The organism is Brevirhabdus pacifica (assembly GCF_002797755.1).
In the GTDB taxonomy this organism is placed as follows: domain Bacteria; phylum Pseudomonadota; class Alphaproteobacteria; order Rhodobacterales; family Rhodobacteraceae; genus Brevirhabdus; species Brevirhabdus pacifica.
In genome coordinates this window covers 365,306-388,370 of record NZ_PGFI01000012.1, presented here as the reverse complement: position 1 = coordinate 388,370, position 23,065 = coordinate 365,306, and the positions used below count along the sequence as shown (strand labels likewise).

Annotated in this window: 23 protein-coding genes and 1 tRNA gene; 12 read left to right on the top strand and 12 right to left on the bottom strand. The window is 66.7% G+C overall.

What is annotated here, in order from left to right; all coding sequences use genetic code 11:
• The first annotated feature begins 102 nt into the window (after nucleotides 1-102).
• The 9 genes from aroA to CLV77_RS11275 all read left to right on the top strand — a co-directional run bounded on the left by aroA (nucleotide 103) and on the right by CLV77_RS11275 (nucleotide 8,638).
• Nucleotides 103-1,494 carry a 3-phosphoshikimate 1-carboxyvinyltransferase gene (gene aroA, locus CLV77_RS11315; protein ID WP_076980473.1) on the top strand — a complete coding sequence of 464 codons (1,392 nt, stop codon included), beginning with the start codon at nucleotides 103-105 and terminating at the stop codon, nucleotides 1,492-1,494.
• Between the two features lie 81 nt (nucleotides 1,495-1,575).
• Entirely contained in the window at nucleotides 1,576-2,208 is a 633-nt protein-coding gene (locus tag CLV77_RS11310) for a (d)CMP kinase (protein ID WP_076980474.1), read from the top strand.
• 292 nt (nucleotides 2,209-2,500) lie between these two features.
• Nucleotides 2,501-4,180: a 30S ribosomal protein S1 gene (gene rpsA / locus CLV77_RS11305; RefSeq protein ID WP_100053082.1), complete on the top strand. Its 1,680-nt coding sequence runs from the start codon at nucleotides 2,501-2,503 to the stop codon at nucleotides 4,178-4,180.
• Nucleotides 4,181-4,479: 299 nt separating this feature from the next.
• Entirely contained in the window at nucleotides 4,480-4,767 is a 288-nt protein-coding gene (gene ihfB, locus CLV77_RS11300) for an integration host factor subunit beta (RefSeq protein ID WP_076980476.1), read from the top strand.
• A 7-nt stretch (nucleotides 4,768-4,774) separates the two neighbouring features.
• Entirely contained in the window at nucleotides 4,775-5,134 is a 360-nt protein-coding gene (locus CLV77_RS11295) for a lipopolysaccharide assembly protein LapA domain-containing protein (RefSeq protein WP_076980477.1), read from the top strand.
• 9 nt (nucleotides 5,135-5,143) lie between these two features.
• Nucleotides 5,144-5,803 carry a phosphoribosylanthranilate isomerase gene (locus CLV77_RS11290; RefSeq protein WP_076980478.1) on the top strand — a complete coding sequence of 220 codons (660 nt, stop codon included), beginning with the start codon at nucleotides 5,144-5,146 and terminating at the stop codon, nucleotides 5,801-5,803.
• On the top strand, nucleotides 5,796-7,028 hold the full coding sequence (gene trpB / locus CLV77_RS11285) for a tryptophan synthase subunit beta (RefSeq protein WP_076980479.1): 1,233 nt from the start codon (nucleotides 5,796-5,798) through the stop codon (nucleotides 7,026-7,028). Before CLV77_RS11290 ends, trpB begins: the two co-directional genes overlap by 8 nt.
• 261 nt (nucleotides 7,029-7,289) lie before the next feature.
• Nucleotides 7,290-7,958 (top strand): hypothetical protein, encoded by a 669-nt coding sequence (locus tag CLV77_RS11280; RefSeq protein ID WP_076980480.1) that lies wholly within the window; start codon nucleotides 7,290-7,292, stop codon nucleotides 7,956-7,958.
• Nucleotides 7,959-8,077: 119 nt separating this feature from the next.
• Complete coding sequence (locus CLV77_RS11275; protein ID WP_083707828.1) at nucleotides 8,078-8,638, top strand: helix-turn-helix transcriptional regulator; 561 nt, start codon at nucleotides 8,078-8,080, stop codon at nucleotides 8,636-8,638.
• Nucleotides 8,639-8,741: 103 nt separating this feature from the next.
• On the opposite strand, the gene CLV77_RS11270 is transcribed toward CLV77_RS11275, so the two are convergent.
• The 6 genes from CLV77_RS11270 to CLV77_RS11245 form a co-directional block, all read right to left on the bottom strand.
• Nucleotides 8,742-9,125 (bottom strand): DUF2237 family protein, encoded by a 384-nt coding sequence (locus CLV77_RS11270; RefSeq protein ID WP_076980481.1) that lies wholly within the window; start codon nucleotides 9,123-9,125, stop codon nucleotides 8,742-8,744.
• A gap of 19 nt (nucleotides 9,126-9,144) precedes the next feature.
• A complete protein-coding gene (gene pth / locus CLV77_RS11265; RefSeq protein WP_076980482.1) occupies nucleotides 9,145-9,894 on the bottom strand; it encodes an aminoacyl-tRNA hydrolase in 750 nt (249 codons plus the stop codon).
• A gap of 586 nt (nucleotides 9,895-10,480) precedes the next feature.
• Nucleotides 10,481-11,128 (bottom strand): 50S ribosomal protein L25/general stress protein Ctc, encoded by a 648-nt coding sequence (locus tag CLV77_RS11260; protein ID WP_076980483.1) that lies wholly within the window; start codon nucleotides 11,126-11,128, stop codon nucleotides 10,481-10,483.
• 271 nt (nucleotides 11,129-11,399) lie between these two features.
• Nucleotides 11,400-12,566 carry an alpha-hydroxy acid oxidase gene (locus tag CLV77_RS11255; RefSeq protein WP_076980484.1) on the bottom strand — a complete coding sequence of 389 codons (1,167 nt, stop codon included), beginning with the start codon at nucleotides 12,564-12,566 and terminating at the stop codon, nucleotides 11,400-11,402.
• A 154-nt stretch (nucleotides 12,567-12,720) separates the two neighbouring features.
• Nucleotides 12,721-13,512 carry a tryptophan synthase subunit alpha gene (trpA, locus tag CLV77_RS11250; RefSeq protein ID WP_076980485.1) on the bottom strand — a complete coding sequence of 264 codons (792 nt, stop codon included), beginning with the start codon at nucleotides 13,510-13,512 and terminating at the stop codon, nucleotides 12,721-12,723.
• A gap of 93 nt (nucleotides 13,513-13,605) precedes the next feature.
• Entirely contained in the window at nucleotides 13,606-14,034 is a 429-nt protein-coding gene (locus CLV77_RS11245) for a VOC family protein (protein WP_076980486.1), read from the bottom strand.
• A gap of 124 nt (nucleotides 14,035-14,158) precedes the next feature.
• On the opposite strand from CLV77_RS11245, the gene ychF reads away from it, so the two are divergent.
• Entirely contained in the window at nucleotides 14,159-15,256 is a 1,098-nt protein-coding gene (gene ychF / locus CLV77_RS11240; protein WP_076980487.1) for a redox-regulated ATPase YchF, read from the top strand.
• An 81-nt stretch (nucleotides 15,257-15,337) separates the two neighbouring features.
• On the opposite strand, the gene CLV77_RS11235 is transcribed toward ychF, so the two are convergent.
• The 3 genes from CLV77_RS11235 to CLV77_RS11225 form a co-directional block, all read right to left on the bottom strand.
• Nucleotides 15,338-15,823 carry a hypothetical protein gene (locus CLV77_RS11235; RefSeq protein ID WP_076980488.1) on the bottom strand — a complete coding sequence of 162 codons (486 nt, stop codon included), beginning with the start codon at nucleotides 15,821-15,823 and terminating at the stop codon, nucleotides 15,338-15,340.
• Nucleotides 15,824-16,118: 295 nt separating this feature from the next.
• Nucleotides 16,119-17,612 carry a UdgX family uracil-DNA binding protein gene (locus tag CLV77_RS11230; protein ID WP_076980489.1) on the bottom strand — a complete coding sequence of 498 codons (1,494 nt, stop codon included), beginning with the start codon at nucleotides 17,610-17,612 and terminating at the stop codon, nucleotides 16,119-16,121.
• A gap of 8 nt (nucleotides 17,613-17,620) precedes the next feature.
• Nucleotides 17,621-18,853, bottom strand: coding sequence for a putative DNA modification/repair radical SAM protein (locus tag CLV77_RS11225; RefSeq protein ID WP_076981164.1), 1,233 nt, complete (start codon nucleotides 18,851-18,853; stop codon nucleotides 17,621-17,623).
• A 342-nt stretch (nucleotides 18,854-19,195) separates the two neighbouring features.
• On the opposite strand from CLV77_RS11225, the gene CLV77_RS11220 reads away from it, so the two are divergent.
• Nucleotides 19,196-19,285, top strand: a tRNA-Ser gene (locus CLV77_RS11220).
• A gap of 281 nt (nucleotides 19,286-19,566) precedes the next feature.
• Here the strand turns inward: CLV77_RS11220 and CLV77_RS11215 are convergent.
• The 3 genes from CLV77_RS11215 to CLV77_RS11205 are packed head-to-tail and all read right to left on the bottom strand — an operon-like array spanning nucleotide 19,567 to nucleotide 22,147.
• Nucleotides 19,567-20,061: a PaaI family thioesterase gene (locus CLV77_RS11215; RefSeq protein WP_076980490.1), complete on the bottom strand. Its 495-nt coding sequence runs from the start codon at nucleotides 20,059-20,061 to the stop codon at nucleotides 19,567-19,569.
• Nucleotides 20,061-20,900: an enoyl-CoA hydratase gene (locus CLV77_RS11210; protein ID WP_076980491.1), complete on the bottom strand. Its 840-nt coding sequence runs from the start codon at nucleotides 20,898-20,900 to the stop codon at nucleotides 20,061-20,063. Before CLV77_RS11210 ends, CLV77_RS11215 begins: the two co-directional genes overlap by 1 nt.
• Nucleotides 20,901-20,926: 26 nt before the next feature.
• Entirely contained in the window at nucleotides 20,927-22,147 is a 1,221-nt protein-coding gene (locus CLV77_RS11205) for a CaiB/BaiF CoA transferase family protein (protein WP_100053081.1), read from the bottom strand.
• Nucleotides 22,148-22,258: 111 nt separating this feature from the next.
• Here CLV77_RS11205 and CLV77_RS11200 point away from each other — a divergent pair, with 111 nt between their 5' ends.
• Nucleotides 22,259-23,056, top strand: a complete 798-nt coding sequence (locus CLV77_RS11200; protein ID WP_076980492.1) for a GntR family transcriptional regulator — start codon at nucleotides 22,259-22,261, stop codon at nucleotides 23,054-23,056.
• Nucleotides 23,057-23,065: the final 9 nt, after the last annotated feature.

The window sequence follows — 23,065 nt, the reverse complement described above, 5'->3', positions numbered from 1 at the left end:
GCACCGGGCGGGGGCCGCTGTGCCCCGCGCGGTCTTTGACGGTGGACCCCGCCCGGACCATTGGCTAAGCATCCCATTCAGGATCGCAAAGAGGGGCCTTCGATGTCGGCACATGGTCAGCCAGTTCCAATGCACGCGCGCCGCGCGGGCCCGCTCAGGGGTCAGGCCGACGTGCCCGGCGACAAGTCGATCTCGCACCGGTCCCTGATCCTCGGCGCGCTCTCGGTCGGAGAGACGCGCATCACCGGCCTTCTCGAGGGGCAGGACGTGCTCGACACGGCGGCAGCCATGGCGGCTTTCGGCGCCCAGGTCGAGAACCACGGCGGCGGCAGCTGGTCGGTGCACGGGGTTGGCGTCGGCGGCTTTGCCGAGCCTTCGCAGGTCATCGACTGCGGCAACTCGGGCACCGGGGTGCGGCTGGTGATGGGGGCCATGGCCACCACGCCGGTGACCGCGAGTTTCACGGGCGATGCCTCGCTCAACAAGCGTCCCATGGGGCGGGTCACCGATCCGCTGGCGCTGTTCGGGGCGCGGGCCTATGGCCGCGAGGGCGGGCGGCTGCCGATGACGCTGGTCGGCGCGGCCGAGCCTGTGCCCGTCACCTATCGCCTTCCCGTGGCCTCGGCCCAGGTGAAATCAGCCGTTCTGCTGGCCGGGCTCAACGCCCCCGGCGAGACGGTCGTGATCGAACGCGTGCCCACCCGCGACCACACCGAGCGGATGCTGGCCGGCTTCGGCGCCGAGATCGAGACCGTCGAGCGGCCGGCCGAGGACGGGCAGGGGAGCGAGCATGTCATCACACTGCGCGGTCGGCCCGAGTTGCGGGCCCAGGATATCGCCGTGCCGCGCGATCCCTCCTCGGCGGCTTTCCCCGTCTGCGCCGCTCTCATAACCGAGGGCTCGGACGTGCTGGTGCCCAATATCGGCCTCAACCCGACCCGCGCGGGCCTCTTCACGACCCTGCAGGAGATGGGCGCGGATCTCACCTTCGAGAACATGCGCGAAGAGGGGGGGGAGCCGGTGGCCGACCTGCGCGCCCGCTACTCGCCCGACATGAAGGGCATCGCGGTGCCGCCCGCCCGCGCCGCCTCGATGATCGACGAATACCCGATCCTGTCGGTGGTCGCGTCCTTTGCCGAGGGCGAGACCGTGATGGACGGGGTCGAGGAGCTGCGCGTCAAGGAATGCGACCGTATCGACGCCATGGCTCGTGGCCTCGAGGCCTGCGGCGTGCGCATCGAAGAGGGGCCCGCGCGCATGGTGGTGCATGGCATGGGCCCGGGCGGCGTGCCCGGCGGGGCCACGGCCGCCACCCGCCTGGATCACCGGATCGCCATGTCGTTCCTCTGCCTCGGCATGGCCGCGCGCCAGCCCGTTGCGGTCGATGACGCTGGCCCCGTGGTCACCAGCTTCCCGATCTTCGAGACGCTGATGCGCGACCTGGGCGCCGACCTGCGCCGGGGTGGCGCCGACGCCGGGGGGCAGGGCGCATGATCGCGGCACCCGGTCCGATCGCCCACGCCCAGCCGGCAATGCCGGGCGCCCGCCGCGTCCTTGGCCGAAAGGAATAGGCCCATGCGTTTCACGGTTGCCATCGACGGGCCCGCGGCGGCGGGCAAGGGCACGATCTCGCGGGCCGTGGCCGAGCGGTTCGGCCTGGCCCACTTGGATACCGGCCTGCTTTACCGCGCCACCGGCCGCCGGGTGATGGCGGGCGAGGATCCCGTCGCCGCCGCCCGCGCCCTGCGCCCCGCCGACCTTGAGGCCGACGGTCTGCGCAGCCCCGAGGTGGCACAGGCCGCCAGCCGCATCGCGGCCCTGCCGGCGGTGCGCGCGGCGCTTGTCGCCTTTCAGCGTGATTTCGCCCGGCGTGAGGGCGGCGCCGTGCTGGACGGGCGCGACATCGGCACGGTGATCTGCCCGCGCGCCGAGGTGAAGCTGTTCGTGACCGCCCGGGCCGACATTCGCGCCCGCCGCCGCTTCGACGAGCTGTGCGCCGGCGGCTACGAGGGGGCCTACGAGCAGGTCCTGGCGGATGTCGAGGCCCGCGACATGCGCGACCGCGAGCGCGCCGATGCCCCCCTGCGCCCGGCCCGCGACGCCGTCGCCATCGACACCAGCGAGCTGGACATCGAGGCCGCCGTCGCCCGCGCCGTGGCCGAGGTCGATGCCGCCCTCGGGCGCCGTGGCACCCCCGGCACGGACTGAGCCGGGCAGCCGCGCCGTCCCGGGCGCGGCATCGGGCCTTCCCCTGCGGCACGCGCCAGCCATCACCGCACGCCGCCCCGCGTCGTGCCGGGGCGCTAAGCCCTTGATCCCTTCGCCCGACAGGGGTATACGCGCCCCTGTCGAAGCGGCGGAAACAGCCGCGCACGGGCACAGGGGCAGGGTCGGTTTTCACCGGCCCTTCGTCATTGTGCCCTTTCGACCAATGGAAACCCAAGACCCGCGGAGACAACCGCGCGGCCGGAATATCGATTGAAAAAGGACCGATACGTATATGTGCGCTAAAGCATCCATGGAGGAATTCGAAGCCCTCCTGAACGAAAGCTTCGAAATGGACACTCCGGACGAGGGTTCGGTTGTCAAGGGCAAGGTCATCGCTATCGAGGCGGGCCAGGCCATCATCGACGTAGGCTACAAGATGGAAGGCCGCGTCGATCTCAAGGAATTCGCAAACCCCGGCGAGGCCCCCGAGATTTCCGTGGGCGACGAAGTCGAGGTCTATCTGGACCGCGTCGAGAACGCCCGTGGCGAAGCCTCGATCAGCCGTGACAAGGCCCGCCGCGAGGAAGCCTGGGACAAGCTCGAGAAGGCCTATGCCGACGACGCCCGCGTCGAAGGCGCGATCTTCGGCCGCGTCAAGGGTGGCTTCACCGTCGATCTGGGCGGCGCTGTTGCGTTCCTGCCCGGCAGCCAAGTCGATGTCCGCCCCGTGCGCGACGCCGGCCCGCTGATGGGTATGAAGCAGCCCTTCCAGATCCTGAAAATGGACCGTCGCCGTGGCAACATCGTCGTGTCGCGCCGCGCCATCCTGGAAGAATCCCGTGCCGAGCAGCGCGCCGAGGTCATCGGCAAGCTGACCGAGGGCGACGCCGTTGACGGCGTGGTCAAGAACATCACCGAGTACGGCGCATTCGTCGACCTGGGCGGTGTTGACGGTCTGCTGCACGTCACCGACATGGCTTGGCGCCGTGTGAACCACCCCAACGAGATCCTGGCGATCGGCGAAACCGTCAAGGTTCAGGTCATCAAGATCAACAAGGAAACCCACCGTATCAGCCTGGGCATGAAGCAGCTTCAGGACGATCCGTGGAACGCCGTCGAAGGCAAGTACCCGCTGAACTCGGTCCACACCGGCCGCGTGACCAACATCACCGACTACGGTGCGTTCGTCGAGCTGGAGCCCGGCGTCGAGGGTCTGGTTCACGTCAGCGAGATGTCCTGGACCAAGAAGAACGTCCATCCCGGCAAGATCGTCTCGACCTCTCAGGAAGTCGAAGTCATGGTGCTGGAGATCGACACCGCCAAGCGTCGCGTTTCGCTGGGTCTCAAGCAGACCATGCGCAACCCGTGGGAAGTCTTCGCCGAAACCCACCCCGTGGGCACCGAGGTCGAGGGCGAGGTCAAGAACATCACCGAATTCGGTCTGTTCATCGGCCTCGAGAACGACATCGACGGCATGGTTCACCTGTCGGACCTGACTTGGGAAGGTCGTGGCGAGGACGTGATCGGCGACTACCGCAAGGGCGACATGGTCAAGGCCATCGTTACCGAAGTGGACGTCGAGAAAGAGCGTATCTCGCTGTCGGTCAAGGCACTGGACAACAGCTTCTCGGGTGCTGTCGAGGGCGTCAAGCGCGGCTCGATCATCACCGTTGAAGTCACCGCCATCGAAGACGGCGGCATCGAGGTCGAGTATGAGGGCGCCAAGTCCTTCATCCGCCGCTCGGACCTCAGCCGTGACCGTGCCGAGCAGCGCCCCGAGCGTTTCGGCGTGGGCGACAAGGTCGACGTTCGCGTCACCAACGTCGATCCCAAGTCGCGCCGTCTGGGCCTGTCGATCAAGGCACGCGAGATCGCCGAAGAGAAAGAGGCGGTTGAACAGTATGGCTCCTCGGACGCCGGTGCGTCGCTGGGCGACATCCTGGGCGCTGCTCTGAAGGGCGACGACAACTGATAGCGTAACTCAGGTTGCGACGCTGATTGGGGCGGCTCTGGTTTCCGGGGCCGCCCTTTTTCGTTCACGAATCGATTGTGGCGGTCATCCGGCGCGATGGCAGCCCGGCGGCAGGAAGCCGACAAGTCTGCGATTTCCGGCGTGTCCTCTGGCAAATCCTTGCCCGCAGCAGAGAAAACGCTTGGAAAACCGATGGCTCATCGCCTTTATAATTCCTAATTGCTCAGATCTTTCCTATAGTTCTGCGAAATGGGACCGCGGGGCCCTATTGCCTGCGCATAACAATACCGGGGGACGACATGATCCGTTCAGAACTCATCCAAATCATCGCTGATGAGAACCCGCATCTATATCAACGCGATGTTGAGCGTATCGTGAACACCCTCTTCGAAGAGATCATCAACGCCATGGCCTCGGGCGACCGGGTCGAGCTGCGCGGTTTCGGGGCGTTCTCGGTGAAAAAGCGCGATGCCCGGATCGGGCGGAACCCGCGCACCGGCGAGAGCGTTGAGGTCGAAGAGAAATATGTTCCGTTCTTCAAGACCGGCAAGCTGCTGCGGGATCGTCTGAACGGCAAGGCGGACTGACTTACCCATGCACTATATCAAATTTGCGTTTCTGGCCCTCATCGGGATCGTGCTGCTCATGGTGGCGCTGGCCAACCGGGGGATGGTTGCGCTGCGCCTCCTGCCCGAGGAGATGGCCGATCTTCTGGGCTTCAACGCTTCGATCAACCTGCCCCTGTTCATCGTGATCCTGGGCTTCGTGCTGGTCGGGCTTTTCATCGGCTTTTTCTGGGAATGGGCGCGCGAATACAAATATCGCGCCGCCGCTTCCAGCCGTCGCCGCCGCGCCGAAAAGCTTGAGCGCGAGAACGAGCGTCTGCGCCAAAGCACAGGTGCCCACCAGGACGAAGTGCTGGCGCTGCTTGAGAATGGGGCGCGCAAGGGGTAAAGCCCCTGCATGACAAGCGCTGACCCCCGCATCAAATTCTGTGGACTGAGGACCGAGGCCGATATCGCCGTCGCCGTTGCCGCCGGCGCGACCTATGTCGGCTTTGTCTTCTTTGACCGCTCGCCCCGCGCCGTCAGCGTGGACGAGGCCCGTGCCCTTGCGCTGGCCGTCCCCGCCGGCATCGCCAAGGTGGCGCTGACGGTCGATCCCGACGACGCCACCCTTGATCGCATCGTGCAGCAGGTGCCGCTGGACATGATCCAGCTGCACGGGCACGAGACGCCCGAGCGCGTGGCCGAGCTGCGCGCGCGGCACGGCTTGCCGGTGATGAAGGCAATCGGCGTCGCCGATGCCGCGGACCTTGAGGCGATCGAACGTTACGAGGGCGTGGCCGACCAGCTTCTGATTGATGCCCGTCCGCCCCGCGACGCGGTCCTGCCCGGGGGCAACGGCCTGAAATTCGACTGGCGCCTGATCGAGGGCCGCGATTGGCGCGGGCCCTGGATGCTGGCCGGTGGACTTGATGTCGCCAATGTCGCAGAGGCGATCGCGCGGACCGGGGCACGCCAGATAGATGTATCATCGGGGGTCGAATCCGCCCCCGGTCAAAAGGATGCTGCCAAGATGGCCGCGTTTGCCGCCGCAGCTCGAGGAGAGAGCCATGCCTGAAGATATCATCAACTCGTTCATGAACGGCCCCGACGAGAAAGGCCGGTTCGGCGATTTCGGCGGCCGCTTCGTGTCCGAAACGCTCATGCCGCTGATCCTTGAGTTGGAAGAGCAGTATGAGCATGCCAAGACGGACCAGAGCTTCTGGGACGAGATGAACGACCTGTGGACGAACTATGTCGGCCGTCCCAGCCCGCTTTACTATGCCGAGCGTCTGACCAAGCATCTGGGCGGCGCCAAGATCTACCTCAAGCGCGACGAGCTGAACCACACTGGCGCCCACAAGATCAACAACGTGCTGGGCCAGATCATTCTGGCGCGGCGCATGGGCAAGACCCGGATCATCGCCGAGACCGGAGCCGGGCAGCACGGCGTCGCCACCGCGACCGTCTGCGCCAAGTTCGGTCTGAAATGCGTGGTCTACATGGGTGCCCATGATGTCGAGCGTCAGGCGCCCAACGTCTTCCGCATGAAGCTGCTGGGGGCCGAGGTCGTGCCCGTCACCTCGGGCCGCGGCACGCTGAAGGACGCGATGAACGACGCGCTGCGCGACTGGGTGACCAACGTGCGTGACACGTTCTACTGCATCGGCACCGTCGCAGGCCCGCACCCCTATCCGGCGATGGTCCGCGATTTTCAGGCCATCATCGGCAAGGAAGCGCGCGAGCAGATGATGGCCGCCGAGGGCCGTCTGCCCGACACGCTGATCGCGGCGATCGGCGGGGGTTCGAACGCGATGGGTCTGTTCTACCCGTTCCTTGACGACAAGGATGTGCGGATCATCGGGGTCGAGGCCGGCGGCAAGGGCGTCAACGCCAAGATGGAGCATTGTGCCTCGCTGACCGGCGGGCGTCCGGGCGTTCTGCATGGCAACCGCACCTACCTGCTTCAGGATGACGACGGTCAGATCCTCGAGGGCTATTCGATTTCGGCGGGTCTCGACTACCCCGGGATCGGGCCCGAGCACTCCTGGCTGCACGACACCAAGCGGGCGGAATACGTGGCCATCACCGATGTCGAAGCACTCAAGGCATTCCAGCTTTGCTGCGAGTTGGAGGGAATCATTCCCGCGCTCGAACCCAGCCACGCCCTGGCCCACGTGATGAAAATCGCGCCCGAGCTGCCCGCCGATCACCTGATCTGCATGAATCTCTGCGGTCGGGGCGACAAGGATATCTTCACCGTGGCGAAGGCGCTGGACGTGAATATGGGCCCGTCGGACTGACCTTTCGGCAAAAGTCACAGTAAAATCAATGCACTGGGGCGCATGAACTGGGGTTCATGCGCCCCTTTCCTTTGGTTTATGCCACTAAACCTGCGGTTCATGGGGGCGGTTTCCCCCCTCGGGTTGGATAGCGGCGGGGCGAATCGTGTGGTGTTGGTGATCTCGTTCCCAGCGCCCTGCGTCGATCCCCCCACCCATATCCCCCCTTCGACGCGGGGCGCACTTAACCCCCGGGACAACGTCTAAAAGGAATACGAGCACATGAACCCCACCGCGAAACTCAAGCCCGTCACCGTCGCCACCGCCATCGCTCTGGTCAGCGGCACCGGCCTCATGGCCGCCCCCGCAGTCGAAGGCGGCGCCTCGGCCTCGGGTCAGGCGACACAGCGCATCGACGCCTACCAAAGCGTTCAGGCACGCGGTGCCGCCCTGGTCGAGGCCGAGCTTCGCAGCCGCGGCTACGTCATCACCGAGCGCCGCCGCACCCTGCTGGGCCGCAACCTGGTCCGCGCCGAGACCTCGGGCCACGTCCGCGAGGTGGTGATCCACCAGCGCACCGGTGAAATCCTGCGTGACATCATCATGCCCAAGGAAGGCAGCGCCAAGGCCGAGGCCGGCGCTACCGGCACCGCCGCCAAGCAGGCCCGTGGCAACGCAAGCCAGGGCGGCGCCTTCGGCCTGTCGCTGGGCTCGGCCATTCAGGGCGCGACCTCCAGCGGCGCCCGCGCCGGCAACTCGGCCGGGAACGCCTCGGGCAACACCTCGGGTGTCGATAACGGCTCGGTCGGCGTGTCGGTTGATGCCTCGGTCGACGCTTCGGTCGGTGGCTCCGTCGGCGGGTCGTCGTCGGGCGGGTCGTCGGGCGGCGGCGGCAGCGCTGGCGGCGATGTCGGCGGCGGCCTGGGCGGCGGCCTCGGGATCGGCAATTGATCGCATTCGCACCCAATGCAAGACTTTCGGGCGGATCCCTGCGGATCCGCCCTTTCGATCCGGATCGCGCCTGGGATAAGGTCGCCCGGTTACAGGACGACAACAGGGGCGCGGGACGGATGACGAACAGGGGCGGCATGCCCTCCTCGACGGCGATGATCCTTCTGGTGATGGCGGTGCAATTCGCCTGTGCCGCCTTCTTCATCGGCTTTTTCGTGATGGACCTGACGGGCCTGCGCAGCACCCCGTCCAGCTACACCCTGTTCGAGCTGGTGCAGATCGCCGCCGGCGCCGGGCTGGTGCTGAGCATCGTCATCAACGTCTTCCTGCTGCGCCGGGTAGTCCGCCGGTCCCAGGCCATGGAGCAGGGCCTGATGCTGGCCCGCGGCGCCTTCCACGAGCTGCTGGAGGCCGAGTTCCGCCGCTGGGATCTTACCCCGGCCGAGCGCGAGGTCGCGCTGTTCGCGATCAAGGGCTATTCCAACGGCGAGATTGCCGGCCTGACCGGCAAGAGCGAGGGCACGGTGAAATCCCAGTCCAACGCCGTTTTCCGCAAGTCGGGCCTGGGCGGACGGGTCGCGCTGATGAGCCATTTCCTGGACGAGATGGTGAGCGACGCGAGCCTTTCGAACGCCCCCGACGAAACCCCCTCCCGGACAGAGGCGGCTTCCGCCTCCTGATCCTGCCGCCAAATCCCGGGGCGGCCCTTGCCGAGGCTAGCGCCGTCGGGGACCTTGGGGCCTGTCCCTGCCCCCCCGTCAGCCAACCCGGAGCCGCGCGCGCCTACGGCTCTTCCGGCGCCTCGGCATGGGATTTCAGCAGCGACAGCGGCACCAGGTCCAGGGCACGGGCATGGGTGGCCTCCAGATCCACGCGCGGGCCCAGCCCTTCCTCCGCCGCCTGGCGGAAGCGCGCGGCGCAAAGGCACCAGCGGTCCCCTTCCCGCAGGCCGGCGAACCCGAACTCGGGCCGAGGGGTGGTCAGATCGTTGCCGACATATTTCGAATAGGCCAGGAACTCGTCCGTCATCACCGCGCAGACCGTGTGGCTGCCGGTATCCTCGGCGCAGGTGTTGCAATGGCCGTCCCGGAAGAACCCGGTCCGGGGCTGATGGGAGCAGGGCGCGAGCGGCCCGCCCAGCACGTTCACGGGGGTGGTCTTCTCCATCGGAACTCTCCTTCTCCGCTCAGCGGAACTTGTCGGCCAGCCGTTGCAGCGCAGAGCGCGGGGCAGGCGCCGCGTCCTCCTTGTCGGGGGCAGGGGGGGCGGCTTTGACCGGGCGCGCCCCGGGGGCGGCAGCTGCGTCGCCCGTGGTCTTGGGAGCCTGTTTGGCGGCAGCAGGGCCCTTGGTCCCTGTCGAGGGACGCGGCGGCGCCAGGCGGCGTGCTACGGCGTTCGTGAAGGCACCCGTATCCCCCTCGGCCAGGGCCGGAGCGCCGTCGCTCACGCCGCGCAGCATGTCGTCCAGCCAACCGGCTTCGGCCTTGGCGAAATCCGACAGCACGTATCCCGGCACCCGGTCCTTGTGGCCGGGGTGACCGACGCCCATCCGGACGCGATGATAATCGGGCCCCACGTGCTGATGGAGCGAGCGCAGCCCATTGTGGCCCGCATGCCCGCCGCCCGTCTTGCAGCGCAGCTTGCCGGGGGCGAGGTCGATCTCGTCGTGGAAGACAACGATGTCCTCGGGGCTCAGCTTGAAAAAGCGCATCGCCTCCCCGACCGACTGGCCCGAGAGGTTCATGAACGTGCCCGGCTTGAGCAGGACGACCTTCTCCGCGCCCAGCCGCCCCTCGGTCATCTCGCCCTGAAACTTTGCGCGCCAGGGGGCGAAGCCGTGATCCTCCGCGATGCGCTCCACCGCCATCCAGCCGATGTTGTGGCGGTTGGCGGCATACTTGGCGCCGGGATTTCCGAGACCTACGAATAGACGCACCGATGTTCTCCCTTGCTCGCGGCGACCCCACGTGGGCCTGGGGTGAGTATGCTCCGGATCGGGTCCGGATTGCCAGAGGAGGGGACCGCTTCGCAAAGGCCCGCCGGCGCAAAAAAAGAACGCCCCGGGAAGGGGGCGTTCAAAGTAGGCAGTACCCGCTGTTGAGGGACTGATCCGGAAATCGGGCCCTCGGTTACACATCACACTCGTTACTACTTTCGGATAGCGCGAGAATGGTTGTGGGGTCAATCATCCGCCCCCTGTGACGGTACGTCATAACCGCAATTATTTGCCGCGCGCAAAAAACCGTCCGGGCAAAAAAAAGAACGCCCCGAAGGGCGTTCAAGATAGGTAGTACCCGCTTCGGGGTCCGCGTGGCGGCGCCCCTTTACACATCACACTCGTTACACCCCAATATCTACCAGCCGGTAGTTGCTCCGTCAATTGACGCGCGGGTTAACGTTAGGTCATGCAAAAACGCAAACGCGTTTTTGCTTTATTTTTAAGGTGCCCCGCTCGCAAAAAAAACGGGGCCAGAAGGCCCCGTTTCCCGAAATGCGGTTTGCCGCGCGGCAAATCCGATTCGTCACTCCTCGGATTGCTCGGTGGCGGGAACCTCGTCCGCATCCACCTCTTCCTCTTCGTCATCGTTCTGCGAAGCCAGGCCGCTGGGCGCCTGGATGTTGGCGATGACGAAATCGCGGTCGATGGTCGGCCGCGTACCGTCGGGCAGGGTGATCGACGAGATGGTCAGCGTGTCGCCGATCTGCATGTCCGCGATCGAGGCCACGATCTTCTCGGGAATCTCGCCGGCGGTGCACACCAGCTCGACCTCGGGACGGACCATGGTCAGAACGCCACCCTTCTTGATGCCGGGCGACACCTCCTCGCCCTCGATCTCGACGGGGATGAACAGGGCGATCCGCGAGGTGCGGCGCAGGCGCATGAAGTCGACATGCGTCGGCAGGTCCTTGACCGTGTCGCGCTGAACGCCACGGCAGATGACGCGAACGTCGTCGTGGCCTTCAAGCTTCATGTTGAAGAGGGTCGAGAGGAAGCGACCGGCCTTCAGGCGCTTGAAGAGCGCGTTGTAGGGAATGTTGATCGCGACGGGGTCTGCGCCACCGCCGTAAACGATACCGGGTACGTTGCCTTCGCGGCGAGCTTGACGAGCGGCCCCCTTGCCTGTCCCCGTCCGTACCGTAGCTGTGAGATCAGGAATCTCTCCTGCCATGGGTCTGTCTCCTTGGTTATCGGGCATCCTCCAAGGGTGTATGCCCGCGTGAAGCCGCGCGTATAGAAGAGAACGCGGCTTTTGGAAAGGTCCAATCCGCCCCGGCGCGCCACGGGCCTTCCGTGCGCGCCGGCTGCTCCCTTCATTGTCGCCCAAGTATCCCCGCCGGAGGCATCCGCCGCCGGGGCCTGGAGCCTCCGGCGGGGATATTTTCCCGACAGTGAAAGAGCGCGCGCCCCATGCCAAAGGCGTCGCGAGAGACGCCTGTCGATCAGGCCTGCCAGTCGCCGGCGAAATCGCGCGGCACGAGCAGGATGTCCCGGTCCAGTTCGCGCACGTCCCGGCGGCCGCAGAGGGCCATGGTGGTGTCGAGCTCTGTGCGGATGATCTCGAGCGCGCGGGTGACGCCGGCCTCGCCCATTGCGCCCAGCCCGTAGATGTAGCTGCGCCCGATGAAAGTGCCCTTGGCGCCCATTGCCAGTGCCTTCAGCACGTCCTGGCCCGAGCGGATGCCGCTGTCGAGATGGATCTCGACCTGGTCGCCGACGGCATCGACGATTCCGGGCAGGGCGCGGATCGAGCTGATCGCGCCGTCAAGCTGGCGGCCGCCGTGGTTCGAGACCACGATCGCGTCGGCGCCGACCTTGGCGGCCATGCGGGCGTCATCGGCGTCGAGGATGCCCTTGAGGATCAGCTTGCCACCCCATTCCTCCTTGATCCGCGCGACCTTGTCCCAGTCGAGCGCGGGGTCGAACTGCTCGGCCGTCCAGGCCGAGAGCGAGGAGGCATCCTCGACCCCCTTGGCGTGGCCGACGATATTGCCGAAGAACCGCCGCTTGGTTCCCAGCATGCCCATGCCCCAGTTCCATTTGGTCATCATGTCCGCGATGCTGGAGGGGGTCAGTTTGGGCGGGGCCGAGAGGCCGTTCTTGAGGTCCTTGTGCCGCTGGCCCAGGATCTGCAGGTCCAGGGTCAGCACCAGCGCCGAGCAGCCGGCATCCTTGGCGCGCTGGATCATGCGGCTGACGAAATCGGTGTCGCGCATGACGTAGAGCTGGAACCAGAAAGGCTTGGAAGTGTGTTCGGCCACGTCCTCGATCGAGCAGATCGACATGGTGGTCAGGGTGAAGGGCACGCCGAATTTTTCGGCCGCGCGGGCGGCCTTGATTTCGCCGTCGGCGTGCTGCATCCCCGTCAGCCCCACCGGCGCCAGGGCCACGGGCATGGTGACGGGCTGTCCGATCATGGTCGAGGAGAGGTTGCGGTTCTCCATGTTGACCGCCACCCGCTGGCGCAGCCGGATCTTGTCGAAGTCGCTGGTGTTGTCGCGGAAGGTCTGTTCGGTCCAGCTGCCGGACTGGGTGTAGTCGTAGAACATCCGCGGCACCCGCCGCTGATAGATCTGCCGGAGGTCTTCGATATTGGTGATGACGGGCATGGGCCGGGCCTTTGCGCAGGGTTTGGTAAGGTGGGATTACCAATCGCCCCGGTCCGAGGCAAGCGCCACCCGGGCCGCGGATGCAGGGGCAAGGCCGGTATACGGGGCGGATCCCCTTGCGGGACAGATGCCTGTGGGGCCCCGGCGCGCGGGATCAGCCCCGGTGGGCGCCCTCGGCCAGGCCTGCCACGAATTCCAGGACCTTCTCGGTCGGCTCGCCCTTGCCGATACGGTCCACGATGGCCGAGCCGACGACCGCGCCGTCGGCGACCGAGGCGATACGCTCCGCCGCCTCGGGGGTGCGGATGCCGAAGCCCACGATCACCGGAAGGTCGGTCGCGGCCTTGATGCGGGCGACTTCGGGGCCGACATCGCCCGCCTCGGCGGCGGCGGATCCGGTGATGCCGGTGATCGATACGTAGTAGACGAAACCGCTGGTGTTGGTCAGCACCTTGGGCAGGCGCTTGTCGTCGGTGGTGGGGGTGGCCAGGCGGATGAAGTTCAACCCCGCTTTCTGGGCCGGAATGCAAAGCTCGTCATCCTCCTCGGGGGGCAGGTCGACGACGATCAGCCCGTCGATCCCGGCCTCCTTGGCCTCGGCCAGGAACCGCTCGACCCCGCGGGAATAGATCGGGTTGTAATAGCCCATCAGCACGATGGGCGTGGTGTCGTCCTGCTCGCGGAAGGCGTGGGCCAGCTCGAGGGTGCGGGCCAGGGTCTGTCCCGCCTCGAGGGCGCGCTGACCGGCCAGCTGGATGGTGCCGCCGTCGGCCATGGGATCGGTGAAGGGCAGGCCCAGTTCGATGATGTCGACGCCGGCGCCGGGCAGGCCGCGCACCACCTCGAGCGACCGCTCGTAATCGGGGTCGCCGGCCATGACATAGGTGACGAAGGCCTTGCGGCCCGCCTTGCGGAGTTCGGCGAATTTGGCGTCGATGCGGGTCATGCGGCGTCCTCTGGTCTGCGGTCGTGTGGTAGTGCAGAAAACGCGCGCGGAAATCAATGGGGCACAGCGGTTGGCGGGGGGTGACGGGGTGCCTCAGGCGTCGGGCATCGGGCCTTCGGGCTCGTCGACCATGATGAACCAATGGGTGCCGAAGCGGTCGCGCACGACGCCGAAGCCCGACGAGAAGAACGTCTTTCCGAAGGGCATCGCAGCCTCGCCGCCGTTGCTGGTCAGACGGTCAAAGATGGCGCGCGCGCGCTCCACCTCCTTGATCGGGACGCTCACGCTGACGGCCTTCTGCGGCTCGCCCCCTTGGGGGAAATCCGAGGCGTAGAGGATGCCGTCGTCGGTCTTCAGCGTGGCGTGCATGATCCGGTCCGAGCGCGGCATGTCGCCTCCGGCGTCCTCGGGCATCTCGTCAAAGCGCATCATGAACAGATCGCGCCCGTCGAAGACATCTTCGTAGAATTTCATGGCTTCGGCGCAGGTGCCGTCGAAATGCAGGTATGGGGTGAATGGCATGGAAAATCCTCCCGATCTTCAGGGGATCAGCATACCCCTTGCAGGGCGCCGCACCAAGGCTTGGCTTGCGCCGGAAGGGGGCTGCCACTAGAAGCGGCGGCGATCGTCACGAAAGGGTGCGGAAATGGGTTTCAAGACCGGGATCGTCGGGCTTCCGAATGTGGGCAAATCCACGCTGTTCAATGCGCTGACGCGCACGGCTGCCGCCCAGGCGGCGAACTTTCCCTTCTGCACGATCGAGCCCAATGTGGGCGAGGTGGCCGTGCCCGACGCGCGGCTCGACAAGCTGGCCGCGATCGCCAGTTCCAAGCAGATCATCCCGACCCGCATGACCTTCGTCGATATCGCCGGCCTGGTGAAGGGTGCCTCCAAGGGCGAGGGGCTGGGCAACCAGTTCCTGGCCAACATCCGCGAGTGCGACGCCATCGCCCATGTGCTGCGCTGTTTCGAGAATGACGACATCACCCATGTCGACGGGCGCGTCGACCCGGTCGAGGATGCCGAGACCATCGAGACCGAGCTGATGCTGGCGGACATGGAATCGATCGAGAAGCGGCTTCAGAACCTGCAGCGCAAGTTGAAGGGCAACGACAAGGATGCCGCCCAGCAGGACCGCCTGCTGCGCCGGGCGCTGGCCGCCCTGGAAGAGGGGCGCCCCGCCCGCACCGTCGAGATCGACGCCGAGGACGAGAAGGCCTGGGCGATGCTTCAGCTTCTGACCTCCAAGCCCGTCCTCTATGTCTGCAACGTCGACGAGGCCAGCGCCGCCACCGGCAATGACCAGACCCGCCGCGTCGCCGAGATGGCCGAGGCGCAGGGCGCGGCCCATGTCGTGATCTCGGCCGCGATCGAGGAAGAGATCAGCCAGCTCGACCCCGAGGAGGCGCGCGAGTTCCTGGAGGAGCTGGGGCTGGAGGAGGCGGGCCTCGACCGTCTGATCCGGGCGGGCTACGAGTTGCTGGACCTGCAGACCTATTTCACTGTCGGACCCAAGGAAGCACGGGCCTGGACCGTGCCCGCGGGTTCCACCGCGCCGAAGGCCGCCGGTGTCATCCACGGCGATTTCGAGCGCGGTTTCATCCGGGCCGAGACCATCGCCTACGACGATTATATCGCCAACAACGGCGAGCAGGGGGCCAAGGACGCCGGCAAGCTGCGGGTCGAGGGCAAGAGCTACATCGTCAAGGATGGCGATGTGCTGCACTTCCTTTTCAACGCCTGACCGCTTTCAACGCCTGAACAGCGCTCGCCTGCGCCGGGCCGGTCGCGGCGCCGATAAGGGCGGCCGCGCCCGTGATCCCGCTTACTTCCGCGCCGAGACCTTGAAGTCGGCCTGCGCCTCGAAGGCGCGGTGCGCGGCGAAGGCGCCAAGGCGCCGGGCAATCAGGTATTCCCCGGTTTTCGTGACCGGCTTGAAGGCCACGGTGGGCTGGGTCGCCGTGCGCACGTGAAGGAAGCGGTTGATGTTGATCGCTGTGACCGTCTGGCGCAGCAGGGTCAGCCGCTCCAGGAAGACCCGGGCGCGGGTCTGTGCCATTGGGGCGCGGTTGTCGCGGGCCGGACCGGCGGCGAGCTGCGCCAGCGCCACCTCGCAACTGTCTGCAAGCGCCGAGATATAGAAAGGCTCCACCTCGTCGCCATTGGCGCGTTTACCGTAATGGGTGCATGTCTGGGCAAAGCCCTGTCCGTCGACGCCCGCCTGAGCGGGGGCCGCCGCAAGCCGCGAAGGCGATATGGCCGAAGCCGCAAGGCCCATGGCCAACAAAAGAGCAAGAGAACCGGTTTTCATGCCTGTATCCTTTTCTTGTTATTGCCTGTGGTATTGCTGCCCTGAGTATGCGGGGGCCTTTCGCGTTTTTTGCATCGAAACCTTAAGGAAACACCCCTCTCAACCCCAGATTGCGGCAGATCGGCAACGTGCCGCCAATCTGTGAATTCGCGGGGAACCGAAAGGGATTTCGCGTAACTGCCTGAATTTACCCTGCGAAACCTGGCTGGGCGGGGGCGCGATTCTGGATCCGCCCCGGGCCGCGCCGGAACGCATCAAGGATTTTTCAGCTTCATACGCAGGGCGCGTCGGAACGTCACGCGGCCAGCAGCCGGGCGGCATGGCGCAGGTCATCCACGAAGGCGGCCATGTCGGCCTCGATCGTGGCGGCATCGCTGCGCCGCAAAAGGTAGGAGGGGTGAACGGTCAGCAGCACCGGCGTGCCGTCTGCCGTCCGCTCGACCCGGCCGCGGCGGGCAAGTATGGCGTCGCCATTGCCGGTCAGCGCCCGCGCCGCGGTGGCGCCCAGGGCCAGGATCAGGCGAGGGCGCAGCAGCTCTCGCTCGACATCCAGCCACCATTTGCAGGCCATCACCTCGGTGTTGTCAGGGCGCTGATGGATGCGCCGCTTGCCGCGCGGGGCAAACTTGAAATGCTTGACCGCGTTGGTGATGAAGGCCGCGTTTCGGTCCAGCCCGGCCTCGCGCGCGGCGCGGTCCAGAAGCTGCCCGGCCGGACCAACGAAGGGCTGGCCTGTCAGATCCTCATGGTCGCCCGGCTGCTCGCCCACGATCATCAGCGCGGCGTCGCGGGGGCCGCGTCCGGGCACGACCTGGGTCGCGTCGGCATGGAGCGGGCAGCGACGACAGCCCGCCAACCCCTTGTCGAGTGCGGGCCAGGTGACGGGGCGGGTCTGAAGCGGCCCGTCCCTGTCGGCCGCATCCGCCTGCGCCCCCGGGGCCGTGCGGTTGCGCTCCAGAATCCGTTCGGCCCGCAAGGGCGGCAGGCTGGGGGCGGCGGCCTGCATCCCGCGCACCCGCGCCTCGGCGCCCGCGATCATCTCGGGGATGGCGGCCGTCTCGGGCATGTTCTTCCAGTATTTTCGCGGCATCTCGGATTGCATCGCCTTCACCTTCAGGCGGGCGGGGTTGAAGATGTTGCGGAAATAGGTGGTCCACAGCTCCTCGGTTGCGTCCTCGGGCAGGGGCGGGCGCGCGGCCCCGGGCGAGAAGTGCAGACCCTCGCGATCGAACCGGGCGCACTCCTTCGGCGTCAGGATGGTCCAGTCCATGTCACCGAAACGCTTGGCAAAGAAGGGGGCGGTCGCCTCCACGATGTTGTGCTCGGGCTCGAACCAGGCGGCGAAGGCGCGCCGCGCGCCGGGCTCCTGCCCGTCGGCACCGCCGATGTCGCGAAACCGCACGAATGCCTTCATCTTGTGCATGTCGCGGCGGACGGACTTGGCCATCGCCTCCAGCCGGTCCACCTGGGCGTCGCCCCGGTCCGACAGCAGGCCCGGGCGCTTCTGCAGCCGCCAGAGCATCGCGTAAAGCAGGGCAAAGCGTTCGGGGTCCGAGTGGCACGTGACTTCCCCCGCCAACGCCACGAAGGCGCGGGGAACGCGAAGGGCAGGGGCCCCAGGGGCATCCGGCCCGGGTGGTGCGGCTTGACCGGCCGCGAACAGGTCACTGCCCCCCTCGCCGAATTGCCACAACACGTCTTCGGGCGGCACGCCCCGCGCCGCCAGGTCGCGGGCCGCGTTACGCCACGCGGCATTGGTGCCCATCACGGGCAGGATGACCGATCGCATGGCTGCCCTCAGAACAGGCTGAGCTGTTCGGGCGGTGGCGCGAACCGCGCCCGCAGCCCCGCGCTGTCGGTCAGCGCGCCGGGGGTCCAGTCGGTCAGGGTCACGAAGGCCCGTGCCTTTTTCATCTGCGCCCCCATCCGCCGCAGATCGTCGTAGCGCAGCCACCGGTGCGCCCGGGTCGCGAGGATGCGGCCCACGGTCTTGGTGCCGAACCCGGGCACGCGCAGCAACATCTCCCGTTCGGCCAGGTTCACATCGACCGGGAACAGCTCCCGATGCGCCAGCGCCCAGGCCAGTTTCGGGTCGATCTCCAGATCAAGGTTGCCGTCGCGGCTGACGCCGGTGATCTCCTCGACCCCGAAGCCGTAGAAACGCAAGAGCCAGTCGGCCTGGTAGAGCCGGTGCTCTCGCTGAAGCGGCGGGCTGATCAGGGGCAGCGCGCTGGAACTGTCTGGGATGGGAGAGAAGGCCGAATAATAGACCCGCTTGAGCCTGTAGCTGGAATAGAGCCGGGTGGCATTGCCCAGGATGGCGCTGTCACTTGCGCCGTCGGCCCCGACGATCATCTGGGTCGACTGGCCCGCCGGGGCGAAACGGGCGGGCAGGCGGCCGGTGTGCGATTTCTCCGAGCGTTCAAGCTGTTTTACCCGCACCCCCGCCATGGCGCGGCGGATCTGCGCGGGGTCCTTCTCGGGCGCGTAGGCGCGAACGCTGTCGTCGGTCGGAAGCTCGACATTGATCGACAGGCGGTCGGCCAGCAGGCCGGCCTCCTCGATCAGCTCGGGCGCGGCGTCGGGGATGGTCTTGAGGTGGATGTATCCGCGAAAACCATGCTCGTGCCGCAGGGTGCGGGCAATGCGGACCATGTCGGCCATGGTGGCATCGGGCGAGCGGATGATGCCCGAGCTGAGGAACAGCCCCTCGATGTAGTTGCGCCGGTAGAACTCGAGGGTCAGCGTCACCACCTCCTCGACCGAGAAGCGCGCCCGCTCGACGTTGGACGAGACCCGGTTCACGCAATAGGCGCAGTCGTAGATGCAGAAATTGGTCATCAGGATCTTCAGCAGGCTGATGCAGCGCCCGTCTGGCGCATAGGCATGGCAGATGCCGGTCCCCTCGTTCGAGCCGAGTCCCTTGCCGTCGCTCGAGTCCCGGCGCACCGATCCGCTGGACGCGCAGGAGGCGTCGTATTTGGCGGCGTCACTGAGGATGGCGAGTTTCTGGCGGAGATCCTGTTTCATAAAGTTCATGATATGTTCCTGCGGCCCCCTCCTCAAGGGCAGTGCCCCTACGTCACCGCCGGAAGAGGGGGAGGGTGGCGGTCTTCCGCCAGCCCCTCGCGGTGTGGCATAGGGCTGGGCGCCGCTTGCCCGGCCGCCGGATTCCCGGCCCCCTGACGACCGTTCGCGCCTTGGCCTGGAGCATCCGTTTGGCCCGCAAGGACCCTGCCACCTGCGCCGCAATGCCCGGCGCAGGAACCTTTTCCCCCCTATTTCAAAGGTTTGTACTTCCCCTCGGGTTTTTGCCCCGAACCGCCTGTTTCGCCTTGTAACTCCGTGGCTTGCCCGGCTATACCCGTCCGCGGAGACGTGGCCGAGTGGTCGAAGGCGCTCCCCTGCTAAGGGAGTAGGCGGGAAACCGTCTCGAGGGTTCGAATCCCTTCGTCTCCGCCATTATCCCAAAGCTTGGGATTAGATAGCTTCATCAAAAAATGGCGAAGAGTGGATGCGTCCCGAGAAGGGATAGTCCGGCGCCGTTCGTTCCGGACCGGGCGCGACCTTCGACCTCATCCAAACTTTTCATATCGCCAGCCACGTGACCGCCCTGTGTGAGAACGCTTTGGGGGCCCCGTACAGCTGAAGGGATGAGCCGGGAATTCAGCCCGGCGAGGTCTGTTAGGATGGCGTTGGGAATTGGCCACCCCGGATTTCATTTGCCAGTGAAAGCGCGGCCCTCAGCCGGGCATCTTCCAGGTCGCCGTGGCGTGGGCGGCCAGCTTGCCCTCGTCGTTGAACATCCGGCTTTCCATGAAGGAAAGGGCGCGGCCGCGGCGGATGAAGCGGCCTTCGCAGACGGCCTGGCCGGGGCCGACCGGGCGCAGGTACTGGACCTTCATCTCGATCGTCGCGCCGGCGGCGCCCTGGACCTTGCGCAGCAGGTGTCCCATCGAGATGTCCATGGCCGTGGCGATGATGCCGCCGTGCAGGCTTCCCTGGGGGTTCATCAGCATCTCCCCGACCGGGAAGGTCAGGCGGCAGGCCTCCTTCTCGGGGTCGCTGGCCCCGGTGGGGAGGTAGTCGAATTCCAGCCCGATCAGCCGCGCCAGGAAGAAGGTTTCGAAATCCTGGTGGTGGCCGTCCAGCGCCGCGTCGAAACGGGCGCGCGCCGCGGCGGGATCGACCCGCCGCTGCGCGCCGCCTTCGGCGGATCCGCCCTGTCCGCCGGACATCACGCCCCCTCGAAGACGGGCTTGCGCTTTTCCATGAAGGCGCGGCGGCCCTCGACATAGTCACGGCTGGCAAAGCAGTCCGCGACCTTGGCGTCGCAGGCCGCGAGGTCGCGCTTGTCGGCGTCCTTGAGCACCTCGCCCACGATGAACTTCACCGATTCCACCGTCAGCGGGGCGTTGGCGGCGATCATGCGCGCGGTCTCGGTGACGGTCTCGGCGACCTGGTCGTCGGGGACGACACGGTTGACCAGCCCCATGGTGCGGCATTCCTCGGCGTCGAAGCGGCGGGCGGTATAGAAGATCTCCTTGGCGAAGGAGGGGCCCACCACGTCAACCAGGCGCTTGAGGCCCGGAAAGGCATAGCCCAGGCCCAGCTTGGCGGCGGGCACGGCGAACTGGCTGCCCTTGCCGCAGATCCGCATGTCGCAGCAGAGCGACAGCGCCACGCCGCCGCCGACGCAGAAGCCGTCGATCTGGGCGATGGTCGGCTTGGGGAAGGCCTCGACCATGTCATAGACCCGCTTGGTGGTGGCGTTGTAGGTGGCCACGGCCTCCTTGCTGGCGCGTTCGCTCTCGAATTTCGAGATGTCGGCGCCCGAAACGAAGGCCTTGCCGCCCGCACCGGACAGGACGAGGATGCGCACCTCAGGGTCGTCGCGGAATTCGGTCAGGGCGGCCTCGACCGCCTGCCACATCTCAAGCGAGACGGCGTTGCGCTTCTCGGGCTGGTTGAAGACGATCCTCGCGATTTCGCCATCGCGCTGGGTCAGGATCTTGTCGGTCGTGGGCGAGGCCACGGGGCCGGAAGTGGAGCCGGCGGTGAGGGTGCTGTCTGCCATGTTGGGGCCTTTCGTTCCTTGGGCGCCTAGATGGCGCCATCGCGTTTCATCGCCTCGATCTGCTGTTCCGAGAAACCGACCTCGGACAGGATTTCGGCATTGTGCTGACCGGCCAAGGGGGGCGGGGCGGCGATGTGGCTTGGCGTGCGGCTCATCTTGATGGGCTGGCCGATCAGGTGGGTCTCGCCGCGCTCCTGGCTGGTGACGGGCTGGGCGATGCCCAGGTGCTGCACCTGCGGGTCGCGGAAGACCTGGCCGATGTCGTTGATCTCGCCTGCGGGCACGCCGGCCCGGTTCATCGCCTCGACCCAGTGGGCGGTGGTCTGGGTGGTGGTGACGGCCTCGATCTCCTCGGTCAGGGCATCGCGGTTTTCCGACCGGGCGGGGGCGGTTTCGAAACGGGGGTCCGTCGTCCAGTCCTCCCGGCCAAGGGCGATCGCGAACCGCTTCCAGATCTCCTGTCCGGCGACGGCCAGGTTCATGTGGCCATCCTGGGTGCGGAAGACCCCGGTCGGGATCGAGGTGGGGTGATTATTGCCGGCCTGGCCGGGCACCTCGCCATCCATCAGGTAGCGCGCGCCCTGGAAGTCCAGCATGAAGACCTGCGCCTGCAAAAGCGATGTCTGCACCCATTGCCCCTTGCCCGAGTGGTGACGCTCCAGCAGGGCGATCATGATCGCCTGCGCGGCCATCAGCCCGGCGCAGAGGTCGGCGATCGGGATCCCGACGCGCATCGGTCCTTCGCCGGGTTTGCCGGTGATGGACATCAGCCCGCCCATGCCCTGCGCGATCTGGTCGAAGCCCGGGCGTCCCGCGTAGGGGCCGTCCTGGCCGAAGCCCGAGATCGAGGCATAGACCAGCCCCGGATTGCTGGCCGCCAGCGTGTCGTAGTCGATGCCGAGGCGGGTCTTCACGTCGGGGCGGAAATTCTCGACCACCACGTCGGCGGTGTCGGCCAGCCGGCGGAAAGCATCGCGCCCGGCGTCGGTCTTGAGGTTGAGGGTCAGGCTGCGCTTGTTGCGGTGCAGGTTCTGGAAATCGGATCCTTGGCGGGGGCCGCCAAGCTGGGCGCCGTCGACCGGCGCCTCGATCTTGATGACGTCCGCGCCCCAGTCGGCAAGCTGGCGCACGCAGGTCGGGCCCGAGCGGACGCGGGTCAGGTCCAGGACGCGGATGTGCTGTAGCGCGGTGCTGGGCAGGGGCAGCCGTGCCGCGCCCGCATCTCTCGCGGTGTTTTCGTGGGACATCCGGTTCCTCCCCGTTCTCCAGACCCCTTGAGCCATAAGGGCATTTGGAAATGTTGACAATCCAAATGTTAATTGTTGACAAAATGCATTCGAGACGGCGAGGTGTAGGGCATGAACCAGCTTACGCATCCCATCGGCGCACGCCGCGAAACCCTGGCGGGGGAGGTCCGCTCGGAGATCGAGCGGCGTATCCTCGCGGGCGAGATCCAGTCGGGCGAGAAGCTCAACGAGCTGGCTTTGGCGAACTCCATGCACGTCAGCCGTGGCACCGTCCGCGAGGCGATCCGTTCGCTGATCGATTCAGGCCTGATCGTGACGATCGCCAACCGGGGCGCCTTCGTGCGTCGCCTGACGGTCGAGGAGATCCGCAACCTTTATGACCTGCGCGGGGCGATCTTCGCGATGGCCTGCGCCGCAACCGCGCGCCACATGGCCCGGACCCCCGACGAGGAGCTGATGTCGGCGCTGGACCGGAACCTGACGGACATGCGCGCGGCCTTCGCCGGTGACGACCGCCCGGCCTATTACGAACTGAACATCGCCTTTCACGACATGCTGCTTCGCGGGGCCCAGAACCCCAAGGCCAAGGGCGTCTACGACGGCCTGGTCAAGGAAATGCACCTGTTTCGCCGTCGCGGCCTGTCGGTCGCGATGAACATCGCCCGGTCGATCAGCGAACACGAGGCCATCGTCGAGGCCGTGCGCCAGGGCGATGCGGCAGCCGCACGTCTGGCCGCCCTTTGCCATATCGAGGCCGGGCTGGAGCGCTTTGTGCGCACCCTGGCGGACGACAGGGCCCTGGACACCAACGTCACCGCCGCCGGCTCGCCGGTGGACGGGGCGCGCAACGATCCCCTGGCCGCACCGGCCGGGGGCAGCGTCGGCAGGGGAGATGCCGACGCGCCATAAGCAACGGCA